This is a genomic window from Kitasatospora sp. NPDC051914, assembly GCF_040680995.1.
Taxonomy (GTDB): Bacteria; Actinomycetota; Actinomycetes; order Streptomycetales; family Streptomycetaceae; genus Kitasatospora.
Genome location: NZ_JBFAXX010000102.1, coordinates 1 through 17,825, shown reverse-complemented (window position 1 = coordinate 17,825; position 17,825 = coordinate 1). Strand labels below are relative to the sequence as shown.

At 74.7% G+C, this 17,825-nt stretch carries 16 protein-coding genes; 11 read left to right on the top strand and 5 right to left on the bottom strand.

The features are described from left to right. Positions 1–93: 93 nt before the first annotated feature. The 3 genes from AB0M03_RS37285 to AB0M03_RS37275 form a co-directional block, all read right to left on the bottom strand. Positions 94–972: a GNAT family N-acetyltransferase gene (locus AB0M03_RS37285; RefSeq protein WP_363500446.1), complete on the bottom strand. Its 879-nt coding sequence runs from the start codon at positions 970–972 to the stop codon at positions 94–96. 89 nt (positions 973–1,061) lie between these two features. Continuing rightward, complete coding sequence (locus AB0M03_RS37280; protein ID WP_363500443.1) at positions 1,062–1,556, bottom strand: hypothetical protein; 495 nt, start codon at positions 1,554–1,556, stop codon at positions 1,062–1,064. A gap of 191 nt (positions 1,557–1,747) precedes the next feature. Continuing rightward, entirely contained in the window at positions 1,748–2,683 is a 936-nt protein-coding gene (locus AB0M03_RS37275) for a BTAD domain-containing putative transcriptional regulator (protein ID WP_363500441.1), read from the bottom strand. A gap of 422 nt (positions 2,684–3,105) precedes the next feature. Here AB0M03_RS37275 and AB0M03_RS37270 point away from each other — a divergent pair, with 422 nt between their 5' ends. The 7 genes from AB0M03_RS37270 (at position 3,106) to AB0M03_RS37240 (ending at position 12,093) form a co-directional block, all read left to right on the top strand. Then, positions 3,106–4,593 (top strand): vanadium-dependent haloperoxidase, encoded by a 1,488-nt coding sequence (locus tag AB0M03_RS37270; RefSeq protein WP_363500438.1) that lies wholly within the window; start codon positions 3,106–3,108, stop codon positions 4,591–4,593. A gap of 27 nt (positions 4,594–4,620) precedes the next feature. Then, a complete protein-coding gene (locus tag AB0M03_RS37265) occupies positions 4,621–5,166 on the top strand; it encodes an HPP family protein (RefSeq protein WP_363500435.1) in 546 nt (181 codons plus the stop codon). Between the two features lie 68 nt (positions 5,167–5,234). Further along, positions 5,235–6,101 carry a sulfurtransferase gene (locus AB0M03_RS37260; RefSeq protein ID WP_363500432.1) on the top strand — a complete coding sequence of 289 codons (867 nt, stop codon included), beginning with the start codon at positions 5,235–5,237 and terminating at the stop codon, positions 6,099–6,101. Further along, positions 6,094–6,516 carry a cupin domain-containing protein gene (locus tag AB0M03_RS37255; protein ID WP_363500429.1) on the top strand — a complete coding sequence of 141 codons (423 nt, stop codon included), beginning with the start codon at positions 6,094–6,096 and terminating at the stop codon, positions 6,514–6,516. Before AB0M03_RS37260 ends, AB0M03_RS37255 begins: the two co-directional genes overlap by 8 nt. Positions 6,517–6,659: 143 nt before the next feature. Next, complete coding sequence (locus tag AB0M03_RS37250; RefSeq protein ID WP_363500426.1) at positions 6,660–7,160, top strand: cobalamin-dependent protein; 501 nt, start codon at positions 6,660–6,662, stop codon at positions 7,158–7,160. Beyond that, positions 7,157–10,387, top strand: coding sequence for an FAD/NAD(P)-binding protein (locus AB0M03_RS37245; RefSeq protein WP_363500423.1), 3,231 nt, complete (start codon positions 7,157–7,159; stop codon positions 10,385–10,387). Before AB0M03_RS37250 ends, AB0M03_RS37245 begins: the two co-directional genes overlap by 4 nt. Further along, positions 10,384–12,093: an AMP-binding protein gene (locus tag AB0M03_RS37240; protein WP_363500420.1), complete on the top strand. Its 1,710-nt coding sequence runs from the start codon at positions 10,384–10,386 to the stop codon at positions 12,091–12,093. The genes AB0M03_RS37245 and AB0M03_RS37240 overlap by 4 nt, the downstream gene beginning before the upstream one ends. Before the next feature lie 57 nt (positions 12,094–12,150). On the opposite strand, the gene AB0M03_RS37235 is transcribed toward AB0M03_RS37240, so the two are convergent. Beyond that, on the bottom strand, positions 12,151–12,732 hold the full coding sequence (locus tag AB0M03_RS37235) for a helix-turn-helix domain-containing protein (RefSeq protein WP_363500417.1): 582 nt from the start codon (positions 12,730–12,732) through the stop codon (positions 12,151–12,153). 125 nt (positions 12,733–12,857) lie between these two features. Here AB0M03_RS37235 and AB0M03_RS37230 point away from each other — a divergent pair, with 125 nt between their 5' ends. Beyond that, the gene (locus AB0M03_RS37230; RefSeq protein ID WP_363500414.1) at positions 12,858–13,403 is read left to right on the top strand and encodes a carboxymuconolactone decarboxylase family protein; all 546 of its coding nucleotides are present in this window, start codon (positions 12,858–12,860) and stop codon (positions 13,401–13,403) included. A 116-nt stretch (positions 13,404–13,519) separates the two neighbouring features. Further along, positions 13,520–14,497: a LysR family transcriptional regulator gene (locus AB0M03_RS37225; protein WP_363500411.1), complete on the top strand. Its 978-nt coding sequence runs from the start codon at positions 13,520–13,522 to the stop codon at positions 14,495–14,497. 74 nt (positions 14,498–14,571) lie between these two features. Here AB0M03_RS37225 and AB0M03_RS37220 read toward each other — a convergent pair whose 3' ends face one another. After that, the gene (locus tag AB0M03_RS37220; protein ID WP_363500408.1) at positions 14,572–14,847 is read right to left on the bottom strand and encodes a hypothetical protein; all 276 of its coding nucleotides are present in this window, start codon (positions 14,845–14,847) and stop codon (positions 14,572–14,574) included. 204 nt (positions 14,848–15,051) lie between these two features. Here AB0M03_RS37220 and AB0M03_RS37215 point away from each other — a divergent pair, with 204 nt between their 5' ends. Next, positions 15,052–15,747: a response regulator transcription factor gene (locus AB0M03_RS37215; protein ID WP_363500405.1), complete on the top strand. Its 696-nt coding sequence runs from the start codon at positions 15,052–15,054 to the stop codon at positions 15,745–15,747. Positions 15,748–16,023: 276 nt separating this feature from the next. Then, a complete protein-coding gene (ctaD, locus tag AB0M03_RS37210; protein ID WP_363500449.1) occupies positions 16,024–17,763 on the top strand; it encodes a cytochrome c oxidase subunit I in 1,740 nt (579 codons plus the stop codon). Positions 17,764–17,825 lie beyond the last annotated feature (62 nt).

Genomic DNA, 17,825 nt, shown 5'->3' with positions numbered 1-17,825 from the left:
TGGTGTCGTTGTTTTCTTCCGGGTGCTCTCCCTATCTCCGGTTTTGGGGGGGTGGGGAACTGCGCAGTTCCCGACGCCCCTGGTGGTTCTGCCCTACAGGTCCAGGCGGTAGTGGCAGATGCGGCGGGTCGGGAGGTAGCCGAAGGCCTCGTTGACGCGCTGCATCGCGGTGTTCTCCTCGGCGGTGTCGGTCATGAGGCCGTCCGGTGCGGGCCGGCGGCGGAGGGCGGTGCGGATCGACTCCGCCTTCATCCAGCGGGCCAGGCCCCGGCCCCGGTGGCCGGGCAGCACGCCGGTGCCGTAGTGCTGGCCGTCGCCGGCCCCTCCGCCCGGCAGCACCAGTTCGGTGAAGCCGACCATCGCACCGTCCGATTCGGCCAGCACCGCGACGGTGTGAAGCAGTTCGCCGCGGGCGGCGACGGCCTCGGCCGCGGCCCGCAGGCGCTCGGCGTCCCAGCGGACGGCGGGGTGGCCGGTGTCGCCCATCGGCATGTCGTCCATCGCAGGCCGGGCGGCGAGGTAGCGCTCCAGCAGGCCGTCCGGGACGGTGCCCTCCCAGGACACCAGGCGGTAGCCGGGGTGCGGGCGTTCGACCAGCGCGGTGAGCCGGTGCCGGTCCGCCTCGGCGAGCGGCAGGCGGGCCTCGACCAGCACCAGGGCCCGGTGCAGCCCGCGGGCCGCCAGGAAGGCCTCGCCGGGCCCGCCCTCCTCGGCCACCGCGAGCAGGATCCGCCGGCCGTCCGCGCGGGCCGCCGCGGCGGCGGCGTCGAACAGCAGGGTGCCGGCGCCGCGCCGCCGTTCCGCCGGGTGCACGGTCAGCTCCAACTCGGCGAGGTGGCGCCGGTCGTCGCGGTCGGAGAGCCGCAGGAAGGCCGTGCCCACCGGGACACCGTCGTCGGCGGCGAGCCAGGCGGCCCGGCGGCCGCCGGTGGGGGCGGCGGGGTCGGTCAGGGCGGTGAGGCGGATCGGCACGGGCGGCTCCGGGTCCGGGTGACAGGACGGCCCGGTGACCGTAGGCGCCGCCCGGCGCGGAGGCAACGGAATTACCCGCCGCCCGCCCACTACCGGGCGGTGTCCGACCGGTAGCGGGAGTTGGTGGTGACCACCAGCACGGCGGCCAGCAGCACCAGGTTCTTCACCACGAACTCGCCGACCAGGGTCAGCAGCAGCGGGTTGCCGCCGTCGAAGGCCGTGCCGGGCATCAGCAGCAGCACGCCGAAGGTGCCGCACAGGTGCGCGCCGAGCACGGGCATCGCCAGGACGAGGGCCCGGCCGGTGAGCAGCCACAGCCCGAGCAGCACCTCGAACCAGCCGAGGGCCGGCACGACCCAGCCGCCGGGGTGCCCGGGAATGGTGCCGGTCACCAGGACGGCGGCCGGGCTGCGCTCCATGATCTTCAGGATGCCGAACCACACGTAGAGCACGCCGAGGCCGCCCCGCAGCAGGGACAGCCCCCAGCGGTGCAGACCGGGCAGCAGGCGGGCGGTGCGGCTGTCCGGCGCGGGCGCGGTGTGCAGCAGGGGGCCGGGCGGTTTGAGCTCGGGGGTCACGCTCACGACGGTGTGCCTCCAGAACACGGCTGATGACGGGCCAGGACGGTGCAGCGAGCAGCGGATCTTGCACGGCGGCCGAGGCTGAAGGTGCGGTGCCGTCCCTTCCGCCTCGCGCAGTTCTCCCCCGGCCTTCGGCCGGGAGGTACCCCCACGCGCCCCCGGTCGACCGCCCGACGGCGTCCGCAGGACGCCCCCTACGGGGTGTCCTGCCGTCCCGGGGCGGGGCGGTGCAGGCTGCGGAGACTGCGCACCTGCGGTGCGTCGCCCTCGCCGGGGGCGGGTTCGCGGCCGCCGAGCTCCCGCCGGAGCAGGTCGCGGTAGGACGTCCGGTAGGCGTTGGCGGCGATCCGGTTGCCGGCCGCCAGGTAGGCGGCGACCAGCGTCTCGTGTGCGCTCTCGCGCAGGTTGTCGGCGTGGATGGCGACCAGGGCGGCGTCGACCGCGGCGCCGACCCAGCCGGCCTGGACGAGCCGGAAGGACAGTGCTTCGAGGGTGTGCAGCCGCTGTTCGCGCCAGCGCATCCGGTGGTGGTCGAGCCAGTCCTCCTCCCAGTCCGGCAGCAGGTCGTGGCCGAAGTCGCAGGCGGCGGCCCGGCCGAGTTCCTCGGCGTCCATCGGGAGCGCGAGGTTGAGCACCTGGGTGGCGGTGGCGCGCAGGTCGCCCAGGTCGGTGGTGACGTCCGGGGCGAGCCTGAGCCGTTCCCGGCCTTCGTGGAGCAGGTCCGTGCGGCAGCCGGGCAGGCGGTGCAGTGCGGTGCGCAGGGCTGCACCGGCCCTGGCCGGGTCGAGGCCGGGCCAGAGGACGGCGGCGGCCCGGGCCCGGGTGAGTCCGGCGGGTTCGACGGCGAGCAGGGCCAGCAGGCGGCGGGCGCCGATGCCCGGCTGGGCCTCGTCTCCGTCGATGTGCAGGGCGAAGCCGCCCAGCAGGTCGAGCCGGACGCCGGCGGCCGCTCCTCCGGCCGGGCACGGCCGGTGGCCGTCCGGGCCGTCCGGGCCGTCCGGGCCGTCTGCGGCCCGCAGGGTGCGCGGCCGCGGTGGTGCGAGGTCGCCCGCGGCGCTCCGGCGCGCCTGGCCTCCCCCGGGAGCGGCGACGGCCCTGATGCCGCCTCCGCCCGGTAGTGCTTGGATCATGGCTTGCCCCCGTGTCCTCACCCGGGTGCCGCCCGCAGGCGGTGCCCGTGGCGTCGCGGCGCCGGGGGCCGGCGCATCGCCGCGGTGTCGTCCGCGCTGCAGTGCCGTGCCCGGTGCCGCTGGTCGATCCGCTCCCTGTGGTCGGGCGGCCTGATTTCCACGCTAACCACCGCCGGTCGGCGGCAGCGAGCGCCATCGCCGCATTGCATGGGAGCCATAGAAGAAGCCGATCGACCGCTGCGGCCGCACCGAACGCCTGAGCAGCATCGATCGGTGTCCGCACAAATGTTTGACGGGACGTCGCCGGCCTCGCTGCAACACGGTGCAATGCCGCTGCAACGTTCATGTCACGAACCGTCACATACCTTCCGCACAAAGCCGCCTCCCGGCCGTCGGCCCGCACGCGAGAAGGAACGACACCGATGACCCTGCCCCTCACCGCCCGAGACACCACCCGCCGCCGGGTCATCGCCGCCGGACTCGGCGCGGCCGGCGCGCTCGCCCTGCCGGCCACCGCCTGGGCCGCCGAGACCCGCACCGGGCACCGCGCGCCCGGCGCGCACCAGGTCAGCGTCGTCGTGCGCTGGAACCAGGCCGTGATGGACGCCATCATGGCCGAGTACCGGCTGGCCGGCACGGTGTTCGGCCCCGCCACCATCAACGCGCGAGCGCTGGCCGTCATCCACAACGCCATATTCGACGCCTGGGCCTGCTACGACTCCTGTGCGGTCGGCACCCGGTTCGGCGGTTCGCTGCGCCGTCCGCGCCGCGAGCGGACCCTGGCCAACAAGAACGAGGCCGTCAGCTACGCCGCGCACCTGGCGATGCGCGACCTCTTCCCCAACCAGGCCGCCGCCGCGGACTCCTTCCTGCGCAGCCTCGGCTACGAGCCGGACGCCCAGGCCGGCCCCGACACCCCGGCGGGCATCGGCCGCCGCACCGCCCGGGCCGTGCTCGACTTCCGCCACCAGGACGGCGCCAACCAGGGCGGCGGCTACGCCGACACCACCGGATACACCGCGCTCAACCAGCCGCAGTCGATCGCCGCCTTCGACCCCGGCCTGGTCACCGCGCCCGAGCACTGGACCCCGCTGATCGTCGGCGGGAAGACCCAGAAGTTCCTGACCCCGCAGTTCTCCGTGATGAAGCCGTTCGCGCTGAGCCGCCCGGACCAGTTCACGGTGCCGGCGCCGCCCGCCTACCCGTCCACCCGGATGTCGGACGCGGTCGAGGAGCTGCTGGAGGTCAGCGCCTGCCTCAACGACGAGCGCAAGGCGATCGCCGAGTTCTGGCTGAACAACGACGTCACCCCGCCCGGTGCCCAGCAGATGTGGGGCCGCTTCGTCTCGGCCCGCGACGGCTACGGCATCGACGAGGACGCGCCGCTGTTCTTCGGCCTCAACATGGCCGAGTGCGACGCCGCGATCGGCTCCTGGGCGGTCAAGCGGCAGTACGACTTCGCCCGCCCGTCCACCCTGGTCCCGTACGACCAGCGCGGCCGGCAGATCCGCTCCTGGGGCGGCCCCGGCCAGGGCACCGTCACCATGGACGGCGTGCACTGGCGGGCCTACGTGGCGGTGCCGGGCTTCCCCGCCACCGTGTCCGGGCACTCCACCTTCTCCGGCGCGGCCGCCGAGTTCCTGCGCCGCTGGACGGGCAGCGACTCCTTCGGCGACTCCTTCGTGTTCAAGGCCGGCACCTCGACCGTCGAGCCCGGTCTGACCCCGGCCGTGGACGTCACGCTGTCCTGGCCCACCTTCACCGCCGCGGCCGAGCAGGCCGGCATCTCCCGCGTCTACGGCGGCATGCACTGGAGCTTCGACAACGGACCGGGCCTGGAGATGGGCCACAAGATCGGCCGCGTTGTGCACCGCAAGACCGTGGAACTCGCCCACGGTCAGCACAACTGACGCTGCACCCACGGGAGCTGACACACCATGACGAACCAGACCGCCAACCGGCCGTCCGCGCCCGCCCCGGCCGGGACGTCCGGCGGGGGCCTCGGCGGCCGCGCCCCGGCGTTCGCCGGGACCCGGGCCACGGTGGCCGGCACGCTCACCACGATCGTGTCGCTGCTGGTGCTGGCGGCGATCGGCGAGGCCACCGGCTCGCTGCTGCTGATCGCCCCGCTGGCCGCCACCGCAATGATCATCTGCGCCAGCCCTGCGCTGCCGCCGGCCCAGCCGCGCGGCGTGCTGATCGGCCAGCTCGGCTCGGCCCTGATCGGCTACGCGGCCGTCGCCGTCGCCGGCCACTCGCTGTGGACGGCCTCGGTCGCCGCAGGCCTCTCGGTCGGGCTGATGGGCGTGCTGCGTGCCGTCCACGCCCCGGCCGCCGCCACCGCCGTGCTGGTCGTCGTCCAGTACCCGGCCCCGGTGCGCTTCCTGCTGCTGCTCGCGGCGGGCAGCGTCCTGCTGGTCCTGGTCGGCCTGCTGGCCTCCCGGATCGGTGCGATCGGCAAGTACCCCACCTACTGGTGGTGACCGCAACCGGCATACCGGCGGCCGCGGGCCGCCGGTACGCCCGGCTCAGCGACAGGAGGGAAGAAACGATGGACCGCGACAGCGTCCTGGTCGACTGCGACTGGGTCAGGGCCCACGGCTCCGACGAGGGCGTCGTCCTCGTGGAGATCACCGACGGGGGCCCCAACCCGGGCGGCCGGATACCCGGGGCGGTCAGCCTCGACTGGACGACCGACCTGCAGGACCGCGTCCGCCGCGACCTCGTCGGCCCGGAGGCGTTCGCCGCCCTGCTCGGCCGGCACGGCATCGGCCCGGACGACACCGTCGTGTTCTACAGCGGCAACAGCAACTGGTGGGCCGCGGCCGGGTTCTGGCAGTTCCGGCTGCACGGCCACCGCGAACTGCGGCTGCTGGACGGCGGCCGGGCCCGCTGGGAGGCGCTCGGCGGCGACCTCACCGTCGAGGCCCCGGCCCGGACGCCGGTCGAGTACCCCGTCCGGCCGTTCGACGAGTCGCTGCGCGCCCACCGCGACACCGTCATCAACGGCATCGGCTCGATCAACCTGGTCGACTGCCGTTCCCTGGAGGAGTACCTCGGCGAGCGCACCGCCCCGCCCGGCGTCCCCGACGACCAGGGCGTGCGGCCCGGCCACGCCGAGTCCGCCCAGCACATTCCGTGGAGCGCGACCGTCCGCCCGGACGGCACCTTCCGCGACCAGGAGGAGCTGGAGGCGCTCTACAGCCAGCTCGACAAGGACGCGCCGACCGTCGTCTACTGCCGGATCGGCTGGCGGTCCGCGCACAGCTGGTTCGTCCTGAACGAGCTGCTCGGACGCCCCGGCGTCGCCAACTACGACGGCGCCTGGCGGGAGTTCGGCTCCTTGATCGGCGCCCCGATCGTCTCCGGGCCGCTGCCCTGGGGCGTCGTCCGCACCCCGGAGGTGGCCCATGCCTGACGTGACCGTGATGCGCGACGTGCTGCGCAACGGCTTCGACCAGACCGACCTGCCCTGGGTGCCGTGGACCGAACCCGGCCGCGTGGGCGTCGAGTTCGTCGTCCTGTGGGGACCCGACGCGGAGCAGGGCGAGGACTCCGCGGCCCTGCTGCTGCGCTTCCCGCCCGGCGCGCACGGCGACTTCCACGAACACCTCGGCCACGAGCTGATGCTCGTCCTCGACGGCGTGCTCGACCACAGCGACGGCCGCCGCTTCCACCGCGGCGACCTCGTCGTCGAGGACCCCGGCACCCGGCACCAGATGTCCAGCGCCGAGGGGTGCACCGTGCTCGCCGTCCGGGCCCGCCCGGCCTCGGCCCGCACCCCGGAGCCCGAAGAGATCACCACCGGCGTGGGCGCGGGCGCCGCGGGCTGACCCGCCGTCCACCCGCCGCCGGGTACCGGGCCGCGACCGACACCGCGGCCCGGTACCCGGCCGCCGCACGACGGGCGCCGGCCACCGCCGAGGCGCCCGGCACCGCTGCCAGGCCACGCACCGACGCCACCCGAGGAGTAGCCATGTCGCCTTCCCGAACCCTGACGCCGTACCCGCTGCGCCCCGCCGCTGCCGCCGCCCCGGAGCCCGCCGAGAGCCGCCGCGTGCTGCTCACCACCGGTTCCTCCGACGCGCACACCTGGAACCTCGTCCACCTGCAGCTGCTGCTGGAGGAGAACGGCCACTCGGTGCTCAACCTCGGCCCCTGCGTGCCGGAGCAGCTGCTCGTCGACACCGCGCAGCTGACCCGCCCCGACCTGGTGGTGTTCAGCTCGGTCAACGGCCACGGCCACCTGGACGGGCTGCGGGCCGCCCGCGCGCTGCGCGACGAGCGCACCACCCGGGACATCCCGCTGGTCATCGGCGGCCTGCTGGGCATCTCCCCGGAGGGCGCCGAGCAGCGGACGGCCGAACTCCTCGCGGCCGGCTTCGACCGGGTGCACCCCGACGGCGCCCGCCCCGACGCGCTGCTCGCCTACCTGGCCCAGCTGCCCGCCACCTGTACCGAGCGGGCTGCCGCGTGACCCGCTCACCCGCCTCCCCACCGGACCTCGGCGCCTACGTCCGCGCCGCCGCCAACGCCGGCGAACTCGTCGTCCAGCCCCGCATGGGCATGGCCGTCCCCAGTGAGATGGCGGCCGGCCTGACCGCCGTCGCGGGCCTCGCCGAACGCACCGTCGCCACCATCACCCTGGACAGCTACACCCGGGTCGGCGACCACAGCGCCGCCGTCGCCGCCGTCCGGGCCGGCAAGCCGCTCAACGGCTTCCCGCTGGTCGGCCACGGCCCGCGCACCACCGCCGAGGTCGCCGCCGCCGCGGGCCGCCACACCCCCGTGCAGGTGCGGCACGGCTCCGCCGACCCCCGGGCGATCTTCCGCACCATGGCCGCCGCCGGCCTCGGCACCAGCGAGGGCGGCCCGGTCTCCTACTGCCTGCCGTACGGGCGCACCCCGCTCGCCGAATCCGTCGCGGCCTGGCGGGAGGCCACCCGCTTCCTCGCCGAGGAGAGCCGGGCCAACGGCGTCCGCGCCCACCTGGAGTCCTTCGGCGGCTGCCTGCTCGGGCAGCTCTGCCCGCCCTCCCTGCTGGTGGCGATGTCCGCCCTGGAGTGCCTGTTCTTCGCCCAGAACGGCATGACCAGCGTCTCGCTCAGCTACGCCCAGCAGACCAGCCCGCAGCAGGACGTCGAGGCGCTCGCCGCCCTCCGCCTGCTCGCCGAGGAGCTGCTGCCGCCCACCGTCGACCGGCACGTCGTGCTCTACACCTACATGGGCGTCTTCCCGCGCAGCACCGCCGGCGCGGGCCTGCTGCTGAAGCGCAGCGCCGAACTGGCCGTCCGCGGCGGCGCGGAGCGCCTGATCGTCAAGACCGGCGCCGAGGCGCACCGCATCCCCACCGTCGCCGAGAACCTCACCGCGCTGCGGGCCGCCGCCGCGCAGGCCCGGCGCACCCGGCGCGACCTGGCGGACGCCCCGCGCGAGACCCCCGCCGAGGCCACCGAGGTGCTGCTGGAGGCCCGCGCGCTGATCACCGCGGTGCTGTCGCTGTCGGACGACGTCGGCACCGCCCTGCTGCGCGCCTTCCACCGCGGCATCCTCGACATCCCGTACTGCCTGCACCCCGACAACCGGGGCGCGGCCCGCGGCACGATCGGCGACGACGGGCGGCTGCGATGGTCCGAGGTCGGCGCCATGCCGCTGCTGGCCACCGTCGGCCGCTCCGGAGCGATGACCTCCGGACGGCTGTCCGGCATGCTCCGCCGGGTCGCCGAGCAGCACGACCGCGAGGCCGCCCGGCAGGCGCCGGAGCCGGAGGCGGTGCCGGCCGAGCCCGCGCCGCTGCGGATCGGCCTGATCGGCGGCGGCCCGCGCGGGCTGTCCGTCCTGGAGCGGCTGGTGGCCCGCTGCGCCGAGCAGCCGCCGGAGCGGCCGGTGGAGGTCACCGCGGTGGACCCGTACTGCATCGGCGCCGGCCGGATCTGGCGGCCGGAGCAGTCCCCGTGGTTCCTGATGAACACCCCGGCGCGCGAGGTCACCATGTTCTCCGGGCCGTCCGACGGCGGCCCGGCGCGGCCCGGCGCCGGCCCCGACCTCGCCGAGTGGTGGGCCGCCGCCGACCCGGAGAACGCCGAACCGGACGGCTACGCCCCGCGCGTGGTCTACGGCAGGTACCTGCGGTTCGTGCTGGGCCTGGTGCTGGACGCCCGGGTGCCGGGGCTGACCATCCGTCCGGTGAAGGCCCGGGCGCTCACCGCCGACCGCGGCCCCGCCGAGGACGGCACCGGCGAGCCCGTGCACCGGGTCCGGCTGGACCGCGGCGACGTGCTCACCGTGGACCGGCTGGTACTGGCCTCCGGCCACCCCACCAACGAGCTGGACGAGCAGCAGCGGGAGTGGCAGGCCTTCGCCGAGGCGCACCCGCCGGTGCGGTACGTGGTCGGCGACTCGGCCGCGGAGATGCCGCTGGACGCGATCCCGCCGGGCGCCGCGGTGGGCGTCCTCGGCATGGGGCTGACCTTCTACGACGTGGTGGCGGCGCTGACGCTGGGCCGCGGCGGGCGGTTCGTGCCCGCCGAGGGCGGCGGCCTGCGCTACCTGCCGAGCGGCCGGGAGCCGCGGATCATCCCCGCCTCGCGCAGCGGCATCCCGCTGCTGACCCGCGGACGGAACCAGAAGAGCGCCGAATTCCGCTACCGTGCAAGGCTGTTCACTCCGGAGCGGATGGCCGCCCTGCGGGCCGCCGGGCCGCTGGACTTCCAGTCGCAGGTGCTGCCCTGGCTGCTGGCGGAGATGAACCTCGTCCTGCTGGGCACCCGGCTGCGGCACGCCGCCGGGCCGGACGCCGAGCGGGAGTTCGCCGACCTGGCGGCGGCGACCTTCCGGGAGGAGCCGCCCAGCCCGGCCGCGCTGGCCGTGCTGGCGGAGGGCTTCGGCCCGGCCGGGGAGCCGCTGGCCGCACTGTGGCGCCTGGCCCGGCCGTTCGCCGGGCGGCGGTTCGCCTCGCCCGCCGAGTACCGCCGGGACCTCGCCGCCTGGCTGCGCGAGGACCTCGCCGAGGCGCTGCGGGGCAATGTCGACGGGCCGGTCAAGGCGGCCGGCGACGTGCTGCGCGACGTCCGGGCGACGATCCGCTCGGTGGTGGACTTCGCCGGGCTGACCCCGGACTCGCACCGCCGGTTCCTCGCCGACTTCAACCCGGCCGCCGCGGTGATCTCCACCGGGCCGCCGGCGATGCGCTCCGAGCAGTTCCTGGCGCTGCTGGCGGCCCGCGTCCTGGAGCCGGTCGGTCCGGCGGCCCGGTTCCGGGCCGACCGCGACCTGGGCTGCTTCACCGTGGAGTCCGGCCAGGTCGAGGACTCGCGGGTGCGACTGGACGCGCTGGTCGACGCCCGGGTGCCGGGCACCGACCTGCGCTCGGACCGGGACCCGCTGATCCGCGGGCTGCTGGCCGACGGCGTGATCCGCACCTTCGTCAACTCCTGGGCGGGCGGCGCGTTCGACACCGGCGGGATGGCCACCACCGACTCGCCGTTCCACCCGGTGCGGGCGGACGGCGGGATCGAGCGGACCATGTTCGTGCTGGGCATCCCGAGCGAGCACACCCGCTGGTTCACCCAGGTCGGCAGCGGCCGGCCGGGCCCCTGGGGAGCGTTCACCCGGGACGCCGACGCGATCGCCGAGGCGCTGCTCGCCGACGCGGCGCCGCAGACCGCGGCCGAGCCCGCGCTGACCGGGCGGGCCGGCCGGTGAACGGGCGCCTGGACGAAGGCTGGTGGCGCCACCGGCGGACCGCCGCGCACGAGGAGTACCGGGCCGCCCGCGACCTGCTGATCCGGCTGCGCGGCGACCGTGCGGCGGCCTGCGATTCCTTCCGGCCGCCGCGCGCCCGGGAGTTCAACTGGGCGCTGGAGTGGTTCGACGTGGTGGCCGCGGGCAATCCGCGGACCGCCCTGCGGCTGCTGTCGCCGGCCGGCGCGGACGGCCGGACGCGGATCGCCGAGGAGCTGTCCTTCGCCGAACTCTCGGCCCGCTCCGACACCCTGGCGGCCGCGCTGTCCGGACTCGGGGTGCGCCGCGGGGACCGCGTCCTGCTGCTCCTCGGCACCCGGGCCGAGCTGTGGGAGAGCCTGCTCGGCTGCCTCAAGCTCGGCGCGGTGGTGGTGCCCTCGTACCAGGACGTGACCCGGGAGGAGGCCGCCGACCGGATCGGCCGCGGCCGCATCCGGCACGTGTTCTGCTCCGAGGAGGCGGCCGCGCTGCTCGACGGGCTGCCGGTGCCGGGCCTGCGGATCGCCCTCACCGACCGTCCGGCACCGGGCTGGACGGCCTACCCGGACACCCGCTCGGTGCAGGTGCCGTTCCTGCCGGACGGCCCGACGCCCGCGGCCGACCCGGCGTTCTGCTACTTCACCTCCGGCACCACCTCGCTGCCGAAGCTGGTCGAGCACACCCATGCCAGCTACCCGGTCGGCCACCTGTCCAGCCTGTACTGGAACGGCCTGCGCCCGGGCGACCTGCACCTCAACCTGTCCGCGCCGGGCTGGGCGAAGCACTCCTGGAGCAGCTTCTTCGTGCCGTGGACGGCCGAGGCCGCGGTGCTCGCCCCGCCCGACGGCGGCCTGGCGCCCGAGGTGCTGCCCGGCGTGCTCGCCGACCACGGCGTGGACAGCTTCTGCGGCCCGCCGAGCGCCTGGCGGGCGATGCTGCCGCACCTGCACCGCACCCGGTCGGCCGTACGGCTGCGCGAGGCCACCGCGGCCGGCGAGCCACTGACCGCCGAGGTGTCGGCCGCGGTCGCCGCCGCCTGGCACGTGCAGGTCCGGGACGGCTACGGGCAGACCGAGGCCACCGCGCTGATCGGCCGCACCCCGGACGACCCTGCGCCGCTCTCGCCGCTCGGCCACCCGCTGCCCGGCTACCGGGTGGTGCTGCGCGACCCGGCGACCGGTGAGCTCGGTGCGGCCGGCGAGGTCTGCCTGGACCTCGCGGAACGGCCGGTCGGCCTGATGGCCGGCTACGCCGACGACCCGGAGCGCACCGCCGCGGCGCTGGCCGGCGGCCTGTACCGCACCGGCGACGTCGGCGAGGTCTGCGCGGACGGCTCGATCCGGCTGCTCGGGCGGCTGGACGAGGTGTTCAAGTCGTACGGGCACCGGGTGTCGCCGGTGGAGATCGAGGCGGTGCTGCGCGGGCACCCGGAGGTGGCGGACGCGGCGGTGGTGCCCCGCCCGGACCCGGCCGGCGGGCTGGTGCCGTACGCGGTGGTGGCGACCCGCGGGGAGCCGCCGAGCGGGGCCGGGGCGGCCCGGCTGCGCGGGGAGCTGCTGGCCCGGGCGGCCGAGCGGCTCGCCTCCGTGTTCGTGCCGCGCGGGCTGGAGTTCGCTGCGGAGCTGCCGCGGACCCGGTCCGGGAAGGTGCGCCGTGCGGAGCTGGCCGCACGGTTCGCGGACGGCTGACCGGATGCCGGTCGGCCGTCCGCGGCTCCGGGCTCTCCCGGGGCGCGGGGCGGCCCGTCAGCCCTGCGGTGCCGTGCCGCGGTCGGCGGTGGCGAGCAGGGCCTCGGCGACGGCGCGGGCGCGCGGGGCGGCGTCCGGGGTGCGTTCGCGGAGTGCGGTGATGATGGCGCCGTCGCCCAGCAGGGCGAGCTGTCCGGCGAGGTCGCGGTGGCCCCGGTAGCCGGCGGCGGCGAGCAGCCCGTCCAGGTACTCGATCACCTTCTGCTTGTGCTCGGCGGCCACCCGGTGGGCGGGGCTGGCCGGATCGGCCTCCTCCACCATGGTGTTGATGAAGGCGCAGCCGCGGAAGTCGTCGGCGGCGAAGCGCTCGGCGAGGCCGTCGAAGAGGGCGAGCGGGAGCTCGCCGGTGCCGCGGGGGCTGGCCCGGACGGTGTCGGCCAGCCAGGTGCGCCAGGCGGCGTCGCGGCGCCGGAGCACCTCGACGACGAGGTCGTCCTTGCTCGGGAAGTGCCGGTAGAAGGACGCACGGCCGACGCCGGACTCGCTCAGGATGCGCTCGACCCCGACCGCGCGGATGCCCTCCTCGTAGAACAGCCGCTCCGCGGCGGCGAGGAGTCGTTCTCTCGCATTGCTCGGCATCCGAAAACGGTACCACTCGGTTCTGATTTTTCGATGGGCGTTGACGGAGGACGGAACCGATCGGTACCGTCCTAGCTGTTTGGTACCGATCGGTTCCATCTCTGCCGCAACCGAGGAGAGACACCATGTCCCGTCTGCCCCAGCTCACCACCGAGACCGCCGACGAGGAGCAGCGCGAACTCCTGGAGAGCACCCTCAAGCAGCTCGGCAAGGTCCCGAACCTGTACGCGGCACTCGCCAACGGCCCTGCCGCCCTCCGCGGTTACCTGGCGATGCGCGAGGCGCTGGTCGGCGGCACCTTCAGCACCAAGCAGCGCGAGCAGCTCGCCCTGTTCATCGCCCAGCGCAACAGCTGCACCTACTGCGTCTCCGCGCACACCATGCGCGGCGGCAAGGTCGGCCTGAGCGAGGGCCAGCTGCTCGACACCCGCCGCGGCACCGACGCCGACCCGCACATGGACCAGGTGCTCAAGCTGACCGGCGAGATCATGGCCAGCGGCGGCCGGGTCTCCGACACGGCCCTCGCCGAGGCCCGCGCGGCCGGCGTCACCGACGCCGAGATCGCCGAGATCGTCGGCCACGTCGCCCTGAACGTGCTGTCCAACTACTTCAACCACGTCGCCGAGCCGGAGCTCGACTTCCCGCTGGTCGACGCCCACACCCTGGCCTGACGGCCGCCGCGGTCACGGGACGCCCGGAGACAGCACTCCGGGCGCCCCCGCCGCCCGCCGGCGGCCGCCCACCCACCACACCGGCACCACACGGGCGGCATGCGGGAGCAGCAGCAGTGGACATCGACGTCAAGACCCTGAGAACGTTCTGCGAGGTCATCAGAACCGGCTCGTTCACCAGCGCCGCCCACCGGCTGGGCTACTCGCAGTCGAGCGTGACCGCGCAGATGCGCGCCCTGGAGAGACAGGTCGGCGCTCCCGTCTTCCACCGCCTGCCGAACGGGGTCCGGCTCACCCCGGCAGGCTCCACCCTCCGCGGGTACGCGGGCCAACTACTCACCCTGGTGGACGAGATGGAGCACGCCCTGCGCGGCCCCTCGGCCACCGTGCCACGGCTGAAGGTCGGCCTCGTCCCGGCCCTCGCCTACGGCGAACAGCTCGCCAGGATCGCCCAGTTCGGCCGTCGTCTGCTCCCCGGCGTACAGCTCGCGCTGCGCGTGATGGGCACCGCCGAGATCCACGCGGCCCTGCGCGCGGGCGGCCTGGACGGCGCCATCCTGCTGACCGGCCGCGACCACCGCGCCGCCGCCCCCGTCGCCGCACTCACCGCGGCCCCCGGCCGGGCCGGCGCCCGGGCCCGCACCGCACTGCTCGCCGAACGCGCCTCGGCCGTCCGCGAGCGGCCCGAGGCTCCCACCGAGATCGCCGTCCAGGACCTGGAGTTCACGCCCAGCACGAGCGCCGCGGCCCGCCCCCCGCTCTCCTGCCACCAGGTCGTGGTGGCCGACCCGGACTGCCCCTCGCAGCGCTGGCTGCCGGAGTTCCTGCGGCTGCGGGGCGGCGAGACGCCGGAGAGCCTGGAACTCGGCTCGATGGACGGGGTCCACGCGACCGTCCAGGCCGGGCTGGGCTGCGCGATGCTGCCGACCGGCCTCGCCGCCCAGCCGTACGGCGCGAGCCTGGCGCCGATCCCGGGCGTGCCGAGGATGCACTGGACGGTGTCGCTGCTGGCCGCCCGCGGCAAGGAGTTCCGCGAGGGCCACCGTCAGGGCCTCGCCGACGCCATCCGCCTCGCCCTCACCTGCCCGGCCTAGCCGGCAACCACCAGGGGCACGAGGCGCCCCGGCGCCCCTGGTGGTTGCCCGTGTGTCCCTGGTCGCCCCCGCGGTCAGCCCTGCGGGGACAGGTCGTAGCGGTGCACCGCGGAGACCGTGTAGGAGACGTCGGGCACCGACAGCCCCAGTGCCCGCATCCGCTCGGCGAAGCGGTTCATCGACTCCTCGGAGTCCCACAGGTCGATCACCCGGATGCCGTCACCGGTCACCGCGGCGACATGGGCCAGGCAGCCGGCGAAGATGCCGTCCTCCCGGGCCAGCCGCTCGTGGAACTCCTCGTACTGTTCGGCGGTCGCCCCCAGCAGGTCGACCTCCACGAGAACCGCCATCCCGGCCCTCCTCGGCTCCGCGCCGCCGCGACGGCCGCGGCGGACTCCGTCTCCCAATCTCGGCCCGCGCACCGCCCGCCGCAAGCAGGACCACGGCCGGCCGACAGTCCGATTAGGGCCGGACGGCCCTGTCCGCGACCCGCGGCGGCCGGACAGAATGCGGTGGCCCCTCCGCGGTGGAAGGGCCGGGGAAGGAGTTGTGCCATGCTCGACGGCACGGTACGGACGGGTACCGAGGATCCCGTGCGGGTCTTCCTGCTCGACGACCACGAAGTGGTCCGCCGGGGCGTACAGGACCTCCTCGACTCCGAACCCGGTCTGACCGTCGTGGGGGAGGCCGCCACCGCCGAACAGGCCCTCGCCCGGGTGCCCGCGCTGCGGCCGCACGTCGCCGTGCTCGACGTGCGCCTGCCGGACGGCGACGGCGTCTCGGTCTGCCGCGAGCTGCGTTCCCGGATGCCGGAGCTGGCCTGCCTGATGCTGACCTCCTTCGACGACGAGGAGGCGCTGCTCGACGCCATCATGGCCGGCGCCTCCGGCTACGTGCTCAAGCAGATCGCCGGCACCGACCTGGTCTCCGCCGTCCGCACGGTGGCCGCCGGCCAGTCGCTGCTCGACCCGGGTGCCACCGGCCGCCTGATGGCCCGCCTGCGCGGCGAGACCTCGGTTCCGCAGCCGTCCCCGCTGCCCGCGCTGACCGAGCGCGAGGCGCAGATCCTGGCGCTCGTCGGCGAGGGGCTGACCAACCGGCAGATCGGCGAGCGGCTCTACCTGGCGGAGAAGACCGTCAAGAACCACGTCTCCCGGCTGCTCGCCAAGCTCGGCGTGGAGCGCCGCGTCCAGGCCGCGGTGCTCGCCACCCAGGTTCCCGCCGCCAAGGCACCCGCCGGCCGCCGCTGACCCCGGCCGCACCGGAGCGACATCGGGCACCCCCCAAGGGGTGCCCGTTTGCTATCGGCGGCGGTCCGTTGGGCCCGGTCGACCGGCCCCGGGCCGGGGACGGTGGACCCGGCGGTGCGGGGACCAACGGCCCTGGGGCGCCTGCCCCGCCGCCACGGAGCATGGATCGCCGCCGGCCGGAGCCGGGAGCGGCGCCCGTGCGCGCGCTCCCCTCCCGTACGCCCGCGCGGCAGTACGAGGTTCGGCGAGCGAGTGAGGAGACGTCCGGTGGCTGCCATCGAGGCGACACAGGAAGGGGTCGGGAGTCCGGCCCCGCGGCGGCGGCCCGGGGCGGTACTGGTGCGGTGGCTGACCACGACCGACCACAAGACGATCGGCTCGCTGTACCTGTGGTCGGCGTTCGGCTTCTTCCTGGTCGGCGGTGTGCTCGCGCTGGTGATGCGCGCCGAACTGGCCCGGCCCGGGACGCAGTTGCTCTCCAACGAGCAGTTCAACCAGGCCTTCACCATGCACGGCTCGATCATGCTGCTGCTGTTCGCGATGCCGCTGTTCACCGGCTTCGCCAACTGGATCATGCCGCTGCAGATCGGCGCCCCCGACGTCGCCTTCCCGCGGCTCAACATGCTGTCGTACTGGCTGTTCCTGTTCGGCTCGCTGATCGCGGCGGCCGGCTTCGCCACCCCGCAGGGCGCCGCCGACTTCGGCTGGTTCCTCTATGCGCCGCTCTCGGACGCCGTCCACTCCCCCGGCGTCGGCGCCGACATGTGGATCATGGGCGTGACGCTGTCCGGCTTCGGCAGCATCCTCGGCGCGGTCAACTTCATCACCACCATCATCTGCATGCGCGCCCCCGGAATGACGATGTTCCGGATGTCGATCTTCTGCTGGAACGTGCTGCTCACCGCCGTCCTGGTGCTGATCGTCTTCCCGGTGCTGGCGGCGGCACTGCTCGCCCTGGAGTGCGACCGCAAGTTCGGCTCGCACGTCTTCGACCCGGCGAGCGGCGGCGCCATGCTGTGGCAGCACCTGTTCTGGTTCTTCGGGCACCCCGAGGTGTACATCCTGGCGCTGCCGTTCTTCGGCATAGTCTCCGAGGTCATCCCGGTCTTCAGCCGCAAGCCGATGTTCGGCTACTCGGGCCTGATCGCCGCCACCATCGCCATCGCCGGCCTGTCGGTCACCGTCTGGGCCCACCACATGTACGTGACCGGGCAGGTGCTGCTGCCCTTCTTCTCGTTCATGACCTTCCTGATCGCGGTGCCGACCGGCGTGAAGTTCTTCAACTGGGTCGGCACCATGTGGAAGGGCTCGCTGAGCTTCGAGACCCCGATGCTCTGGACGACCGGATTCCTGGTCACCTTCCTCTTCGGCGGGCTCACCGGGGTGCTCCTCGCCGCGCCGCCGATCGACTTCCACGTCTCCGACTCGTACTTCGTCGTCGCCCACTTCCACTACACGCTGTTCGGCACGGTGGTGTACGCGATGTTCGCCGGCTTCCACTTCTGGTGGCCGAAGATGACCGGCAGGATGCTCGACGAGCGGCTCGGCAAGATCACCTTCTGGACGCTCACCGTCGGCTTCCACACCACCTTCCTGGTCCAGCACTGGCTCGGCGCCGAGGGCATGCCCCGTCGCTACGCCGACTACCTGGCCTCGGACGGCTTCACCACCCTCAACACCGTGTCGACCGTGGGCTCCTTCCTGCTCGGCCTGTCGATCCTGCCGTTCCTCTACAACGTCTGGAAGACCGCCAAGTACGGCGAGAAGGTGACCGAGGACGACCCGTGGGGCTGGGGCCGCTCGCTGGAGTGGGCGACCTCCTGCCCGCCGCCGCGGCACAACTTCCTCACCCTGCCGCGCATCCGCTCCGAATCCCCGGCCTTCGAGCTGCACCACCCGGAGATCGCCGCCCGCGACCACCTGGAGAACCACGGCGAACCCGCCAAGCACCTGGCCGGGGTCGTCCCCGCGGAGTACGACGTCCCGCAGCCGCGGCGGCCCCGCGCCGAGCGCTGACCCGGCGCCGGCCGACACCCCCCGAACGCCGTTCCCGCCCCTGCTAAAACCCCCCCCCGGGG

Excerpts from the sequence above, each read along its gene's own strand:
- AB0M03_RS37275 (WP_363500441.1), bottom strand. The coding sequence starts at position 2,683 with ATGATCCAAGCACTACCGGGCGGAGGCGGCATCAGGGCCGTCGCCGCT.
- AB0M03_RS37255 (WP_363500429.1), top strand. The coding sequence starts at position 6,094 with ATGCCTGACGTGACCGTGATGCGCGACGTGCTGCGCAACGGCTTCGAC.
- AB0M03_RS37230 (WP_363500414.1), top strand. The coding sequence starts at position 12,858 with ATGTCCCGTCTGCCCCAGCTCACCACCGAGACCGCCGACGAGGAGCAG.
- AB0M03_RS37215 (WP_363500405.1), top strand. The coding sequence starts at position 15,052 with ATGCTCGACGGCACGGTACGGACGGGTACCGAGGATCCCGTGCGGGTC.
- AB0M03_RS37270 (WP_363500438.1), top strand. The coding sequence starts at position 3,106 with ATGACCCTGCCCCTCACCGCCCGAGACACCACCCGCCGCCGGGTCATC.
- AB0M03_RS37250 (WP_363500426.1), top strand. The coding sequence starts at position 6,660 with ATGTCGCCTTCCCGAACCCTGACGCCGTACCCGCTGCGCCCCGCCGCT.
- AB0M03_RS37265 (WP_363500435.1), top strand. The coding sequence starts at position 4,621 with ATGACGAACCAGACCGCCAACCGGCCGTCCGCGCCCGCCCCGGCCGGG.
- AB0M03_RS37235 (WP_363500417.1), bottom strand. The coding sequence starts at position 12,732 with ATGCCGAGCAATGCGAGAGAACGACTCCTCGCCGCCGCGGAGCGGCTG.
- AB0M03_RS37260 (WP_363500432.1), top strand. The coding sequence starts at position 5,235 with ATGGACCGCGACAGCGTCCTGGTCGACTGCGACTGGGTCAGGGCCCAC.
- AB0M03_RS37220 (WP_363500408.1), bottom strand. The coding sequence starts at position 14,847 with ATGGCGGTTCTCGTGGAGGTCGACCTGCTGGGGGCGACCGCCGAACAG.